The organism is Microbulbifer okhotskensis (genome assembly GCF_023895975.1).
Lineage (GTDB): Bacteria > Pseudomonadota > Gammaproteobacteria > Pseudomonadales > Cellvibrionaceae > Microbulbifer > Microbulbifer okhotskensis.
Genome location: NZ_JALBWM010000034.1, coordinates 33102 through 39905, shown reverse-complemented (window position 1 = coordinate 39905; position 6804 = coordinate 33102). Strand labels below are relative to the sequence as shown.

At 54.5% G+C, this 6804-nt stretch carries 5 protein-coding genes and 1 tRNA gene; all 6 read left to right on the top strand.

What is annotated here, in order from left to right:
• The first annotated feature begins 97 nt into the window (after positions 1 to 97).
• The 6 genes from MO867_RS10040 (at position 98) to truB (ending at position 6711) form a co-directional block, all read left to right on the top strand.
• Positions 98 to 174, top strand: a tRNA-Met gene (locus MO867_RS10040).
• A gap of 134 nt (positions 175 to 308) precedes the next feature.
• Entirely contained in the window at positions 309 to 773 is a 465-nt protein-coding gene (rimP, locus tag MO867_RS10035) for a ribosome maturation factor RimP (protein WP_252466277.1), read from the top strand.
• Positions 774 to 815: 42 nt separating this feature from the next.
• A complete protein-coding gene (gene nusA, locus MO867_RS10030; RefSeq protein ID WP_252466276.1) occupies positions 816 to 2318 on the top strand; it encodes a transcription termination factor NusA in 1503 nt (500 codons plus the stop codon).
• A 70-nt stretch (positions 2319 to 2388) separates the two neighbouring features.
• Positions 2389 to 5277 carry a translation initiation factor IF-2 gene (gene infB, locus MO867_RS10025; protein WP_252466275.1) on the top strand — a complete coding sequence of 963 codons (2889 nt, stop codon included), beginning with the start codon at positions 2389 to 2391 and terminating at the stop codon, positions 5275 to 5277.
• Between the two features lie 90 nt (positions 5278 to 5367).
• Positions 5368 to 5766, top strand: a complete 399-nt coding sequence (gene rbfA, locus MO867_RS10020; RefSeq protein ID WP_252466274.1) for a 30S ribosome-binding factor RbfA — start codon at positions 5368 to 5370, stop codon at positions 5764 to 5766.
• A 3-nt stretch (positions 5767 to 5769) separates the two neighbouring features.
• Positions 5770 to 6711, top strand: a complete 942-nt coding sequence (truB, locus tag MO867_RS10015) for a tRNA pseudouridine(55) synthase TruB (RefSeq protein WP_252466273.1) — start codon at positions 5770 to 5772, stop codon at positions 6709 to 6711.
• Positions 6712 to 6804: the final 93 nt, after the last annotated feature.

The following is a 6804-nucleotide window of genomic DNA, read 5'->3' as shown; positions in this document are numbered from 1 at the left end:
TCGTCGGGCTCATAACCCGAAGGTCGTAGGTTCAAATCCTGCCCCCGCTACCAATCTGCCTTGACGCAGGTTGCTTGTTTGAAAGTATTTTCGTTGTTGCGGGGTGGAGCAGCCTGGTAGCTCGTCGGGCTCATAACCCGAAGGTCGTAGGTTCAAATCCTGCCCCCGCTACCAAATTTTGCATTCGTGCACACTGACTGCATGAATGTGCGGTCAAAGCCCCGTCAGGGGCTTTTTCGTATCTGCAAAAAGTTGCAGGTAATTTTCGAAGTGGGCCATAGGCCCATTTTTTGTATGTGGTGACGAGAATGGCGAGCAAACGCGAACTGCTGGAAGAACTTCTGGCGCCGGTGGTGGCATCACTGGGGTGTGAGCTGTGGGGAATCGATTATCAAACCCACGGTCGCAACGCGCTGCTGCGTATCTACATTGACTCTGAAAACGGCGTCGCGGTAGAAGACTGCGAAAAAGTAAGCCGTCAAGCCAGTGCTGTGCTGGATGTGGAAGATCCTATCAGCGGCAGGTACACACTTGAGGTCTCTTCCCCTGGGCTCGACCGCCCTCTTTATAAACTGCACCATTACGAGCGCTTTGTGGGCTCCCAGATTGAAGTTCGCCTGCGTATGCCACTCGATGGCCAGCGTAAATGGCGCGGACAATTGACCGGTGTAGAGGGCGATGAAGTGGTTTTACGTGTAGATAGTGAAAATGAATACCTTTTACCTGTCGACAGCATCGAAAAAGCAAATATCATTCCCCAATTTACCAAATAATCTGTAGGAGCCTGAGCTCAGGCGATTTTGAGGCACAGTTGCATGAACAAAGAGATCTTGCTGGTAGCCGAAGCGGTATCCAACGAGAAGGGCGTTGACCAGGAGATTATTTTCCAGGCCATCGAAGCGGCATTGGCAACGGCCACGAAGAAACGCTACGACGAAGACTCAACTGTTGAGGTCATCATTGATCGTCGTACCGGTGACTACGAGACTTTCCGCAGTTGGGAAGTGGTCGATGATGAAACTCTGGCCGAGTTGGGTACCCAGTTCACCCTTGAAGAAGCTCACGAAAAAGATACCGAATTAAAAGCTGGCGATGTCTATCGCGAGCAGGTGGAAAACGTGGGTTTCGGCCGCATCGCCGCGCAGACTGCCAAGCAGGTTATCGTGCAGAAAGTGCGTGAAGCTGAGCGCGCTAAGGTCGTCGACGAGTACCGCGATCGCGTAGGCGAGATGGTTAGTGGCACGGTAAAGAAAGTGACCCGCGATTTTATCGCCGTAGATCTGGGCAATAATGCCGAGGCACGTCTACCCCGCGATCAGCTGGTCGGCCGTGAAATTTTCCGTCTTGGCGACCGTGTGCGTGCAATTCTGCTGGAAATCCAGCCCGAGGCCCGCGGTCCGCAGTTGATGCTGAGCCGCTCCTGCCCGGAGATGATCATCGAGCTGTTTCGCATCGAAGTGCCGGAAATCTCCGAGCAGGTTATCGAAATTAAGGGCGCTGCCCGCGATCCAGGGCTGCGTGCCAAGATCGCAGTAAACACCAACGATGGTCGAATCGACCCGGTGGGCGCCTGTGTCGGTATGCGTGGTGCACGTGTGCAGGCAGTTACCAATGAGTTGTCTGGTGAGCGTGTAGATATTGTGTTGTGGGATGATAATCCGGCACAGTTTGTGATCAACGCTATGGCTCCGGCAGAAATTGAATCCATCGTTGTCGACGAAGACACTGGTTCGATGGATGTGGCAGTAGCCGATGAAAACCTGGCGATGGCGATTGGCCGTAGTGGCCAGAATGTACGTCTCGCCTCTGAGCTGACTCAATGGCAGATTAATGTCATGAGTGCTGACGAATGGCAGAATAAGCAGGAAGCTGAATCCAGCTCCACTATGCAGGTGTTTATGGATCGCCTGGATATTGATGAAGACGTAGCGGGTGTGCTGGTGGAAGAGGGCTTTGCTTCCCTCGAAGAAGTGGCTTATGTACCGATCGAAGAAATGCTCACGATTGAGGGCTTCGATGAGAATATTGCCGAAGAGCTGCGTGCTCGCGCTAAGGACTCATTGCTGACCCAGGCGCTGGCCTCTGAAGAGAAGCTGGATGCATCCGAGCCTCAGGAAGATCTACTGAATATGGACGGTATGGAGCGCCAGCTGGCTTTCCAGCTGGCTAGTCGTGGCATTGCCACTATGGAAGACCTGGCGGAGCAGGCGGTGGATGACCTGTTGGATATTGAAGGTCTCGACCAAGAGCGTGCTGCAGCTCTGATTATGAAGGCGCGTGAACCCTGGTTTGCTGGTGACAGCGGCGAACAAGTTTAAGCGCAACGACATAAAACGTACGTATACGTATAAGTAACCCCCTCCGACCAAGTGACTTTTAGGAGAGAGAATGGCCGAAGTAACAGTTAGCGAACTCGCCAAATCGGTTGGTGCCACCGAAGACCGTCTGCTTAAGCAGATGAAAGAAGCGGGTTTGCCTCACACCTCTGCGGATGCGGCGGTGTCAGATGAGGAAAAGCAGGTCCTGCTCAACTTCCTGAAAAACAGTCACGGGGAGCAGGGTGCAAGCCCGCGCAAGATCACCTTGAAGCGCAAGACCACAACCACGTTGAAAACTGGCTCTGGCACCGGCCGCAAGACTGTGAACGTGGAAGTGCGCAAGAAACGCACTTATATCAAGCGCCCGCAAGCTGAGATCGACGCAGAGGCTGGCGCTGAGGACGCAATTAACTCGGAGCAAGATGCTGCTGTCGATGTTTTGCAGGCAGATCAGGAAATACTGCGTGCGGAGCAAGCAGAGGCTGAACGCGCTGAAGCCGAAGCGGAAGCTGCACGCTTAGCTGCTGAGGAAGAAGCTAGATTGAAGGCGGAAGCCGAGGCAGAGGCCAAAGCGCAAGCTGAGGCCAAAGCAAAAGCTGAGGCAGAAGCAAAAGTGAAAGCACAAACTGAAGTAGGAGCCGACCAGAAGGCGGCTCAAGTAGAGGATAAGATCGCGGAAAAGGTAGTGAAGAAGGCGGAACCCGCCGCACCCATCCGTTCAAGCTATGTGGACGATATCGAAGCAATGCGTATTGCTGCGATGGAGCGTCGCAAACAGCAAGCGGAGCAGGAGAAGCGCGAACTTGAAGAAAAGAAGGCGAAGATAGAAGCCGACCGACGCGCAGCCCAGGAAAAGAAAGAGAAAGCCGTGCAAGCTGCGCAGGCAGCTAAGGCGAAGCCGAAGACAGCGCCAGCGCCAGCGAAGGCCGCTGAGAAGACCGATGAGGTCAAGCCGGCTCTGCGTCGCAAGTTGGAGGCCGCTACGGCTCCTGCTGAGCCAGGCCGCACTGAAGATGAGCCTCGCAAACGTCGCGGTCGCCGCTCCAAGTCTGGCCCGAAAAAATCCAGTAAAACTGCACTGTATGAACAGGCGCTGGAAGTATTTGAAGAGGACGAAGCAAGCAAGCGCAGTACGCGCTCTCTGTCTCGCCCAAATCTCAGAATTAAACCGACACACGGATTTAAGCGGCCAACGGCGAAGCAGGTGTACGAAGTACAGCTGGCCGAGAACATCACTGTAGGCGAATTGGCCAAGCAGATGAATGTGAAAGCTGGAGATCTGATCAAGCGCCTGATGAAAATGGGCGAGATGGCCACGATCAATCAAAGCCTGGATCGTGCGACTGCTCAGCTGATTGCTGAGGAGATGGGCCACAGTGTGGTATACCGCTCTGAAAGTGAACTGGAAGAAGCTCTGGTAGCTGAAACCCAGACCAAAGAGGGCACTGAGGTTTCCCGTGCGCCGGTGGTTACTGTAATGGGCCATGTAGACCACGGTAAGACTTCCTTGCTGGACTACATCCGTAAGGCCAAAGTGGCTTCTGGTGAAGCCGGTGGTATTACCCAGCACATTGGCGCCTATCGCGTGAAAACCAGCCAGGGCGAGATTGCGTTCCTGGATACACCGGGGCACGCTGCTTTTACCGCCATGCGTGCCCGTGGTGCCCAGGCCACTGACGTCGTCATCCTGGTAGTTGCCGCAGATGATGGCGTGATGCCGCAGACGGAAGAGGCAGTCAACCACGCCCGCGCTGCAGGTGTACCTTTGGTTGTCGCGATCAACAAGTGCGACAAAGAAGCTGCCGATCCTGACCGTGTAAAGAACGAACTGGCTGCGAAAGACGTTATCCCGGAAGACTGGGGCGGCGATACTCAGTTCATCAGCGTGTCTGCGCATACCGGTGAAGGTATTGATGATCTGCTGGAAGCGGTTTCCCTGCAGGCAGAGATGTTGGAACTGAAGGCTAAGGTCAAAGTACCGGCGACTGGCGTGGTGATTGAATCCCGCTTGGAAAAAGGTCGCGGTGTGGTTGCCACCCTGTTGGTACAAAACGGCGAGCTGAAGCGCGGTGATATCGTGCTGGCTGGGCAGAGCTACGGCCGTGTCCGCGCTATGACGAATGAACTTGGCAAGCAGGTTAAAGAAGCTGGTCCCTCAACCCCGGTTGAACTTCTGGGTCTGGATACCACGCCTAATGCTGGTGATGAGTTCATGGTGGTAGCGGACGAGCGCAAGGCCCGCGAAGTTGCTGAACAGCGCGCCGACAAAGAGCGTCGCGAGCGTATGCAGCGACAGCAAGCTGCCAAACTGGAAAACATGTTTGCTGACATGGAAGCCGGTGAGCGCAAAGTTCTGCCTGTCGTCATCAAGGCTGACGTACGCGGTTCCCTCGAAGCAATTCTGGGTGCGCTGGCAGATATTGGTAACGAAGAAGTCTCTGTGAACGTCGTATCCAGTGGTGTGGGTGGTATCGCTGAAAATGATATCAACCTGGCCCTGACCTCCGGCGCTATCGTGCTCGGCTTTAATACCCGTGCCGATGTTGCCGCGCGCAAGGTTGCTGAGACGGAAGCCGTTGAGATTCGCTACTACAGTGTGATCTACAACCTGCTCGACGAAGTGAAGCAGGCGCTGTCTGGCATGCTGGAGCCGGAAATACGTGAAGATATCGTAGGTATCGCTCAGGTACGTGATGTGTTCCGTTCGCCCAAGTTTGGCGCTATTGCCGGCTGTATGGTTACCGAAGGTACCGTATACCGTAATAAGCCAATCCGTGTACTGCGCGATAACGTGGTGATCTACCAGGGTGAGCTGGAATCACTGCGCCGCTTCAAGGACGATGTCCAGGAAGTGCGCAATGGCATGGAGTGTGGTATCGGGGTTAAAGACTACAATGACGTCAAAGATGGCGATCAGATTGAGGTCTACGATATCGTTAAGGTTGCCCGCGAACTCTAATATTTTACGGGCCGGATGATGAGCAAACCCGCTCGGTGCAAGCCGAGCGGGTTTGCTTGTCGTTAGACCGCCATTCTCTATAGGTAAAAAATGGCAAGAGAATTCCACCGTGCAGACCGTGTCGCCGATGCGATGCGTCGCGAACTGGCACAGCTGATTCAGAAGGAAGTGCGCGACCCTCGTGTGGGCATGATTAATGTCAATGACGTGGAGGTCAGTCGTGATCTGGCCACTGCCAAGGTGTTTGTCACCCTGGTCGGTGAGGACGACCGCGAAAAAATCAATGCTTCCATGACTGTGCTGAATAAGGCCGCAGGCTTCCTGCGCACTCAGCTGGCGCGCTCTATCCAGATGCGCAGCATTCCACGCTTGCATTTCCGCTACGATGAAACCTCCGTACGCGGACAGGAACTTTCCGCGCTGATCGAAAAAGCGGTAAATTCTGATCGTAAGCACAACGACGACGATAGCGACTCTAGCGAAGATTAATACATGGGCCGCAGACCTAAATGGGGCCGGCCGGTTCACGGCGTGCTGTTATTGAACAAGCCCGCTGGGATCACCGCCAACGATGCCCTGCAAAAAGCCAAACGCCTCTTTTTTGCCAATCGCGCGGGTCATACCGGTGCGCTTGATCCTCTGGCAACCGGCGTACTGCCGATCTGCTTCGGAGAGGCCACCAAATTTTCCCAGTTCCTACTCGATGCTGACAAGCGCTATCGCAGTACCTTCTGTTTCGGTATGACCACCGCGAGTGGGGATGCGGATGGCGATGTTCTGGAGACTAAAGACGCCTCCGGTTTAACAGAGCAGGCCGTACTCAAGGCTATGGAGGCTTTCCGAGGGCGTATCAAGCAGGTGCCTTCCATGTACTCCGCTCTCAAGCATAAGGGTCAGCCTCTTTATAAATTGGCGCGCCAGGGTATTGAGGTGGAGCGCGAAGCGCGTGAAATTGAGATTTTTGAGTTTGAGCTACTGGGCTTTACTCCCGGTAGCCAGCCTCGCGCTGAAGTGGAAGTGCATTGTTCCAAGGGGACCTATATTCGCAGCATTGCCGAAGACTTGGGACAGGCTTTGGGAGTGGGTGCCTATGTTGAGCAACTGCATCGCAGCGCCGCTGGCCCTTATGATGAGACGGATGCGATAACGCTTGAGGCGTTGACTGAAGAGCGTGGCGAAAATGCGCCTGAACAGCTGGATCACCACCTGCTTCCGGTGGACTCTCCGGCAACTTCTTTGCCGAAACTGACCCTGCCCGATGACTCCGGTTACTATGTGCGTCAGGGGCAGTCGGTTATGGATTTGCAGGTCTACCGTATAGGCTCAGAAGGTGATATGGTGCGCCTCTTCCTGGAAAATGGTGATTTTCTGGGCGTTGGAGAAATTACAGACGAAGGGTGCGTAGCACCGCGGCGTCTGGTAAGTGAAACTTAAGTGGATTGTACCAAGGTGGCGAAAGTCGGCGCGGTGCTGGAAGCGAAAGTGTTGCAGCGGGTTTGCCCGCTATATAGCGATTAGCTGGTCTGT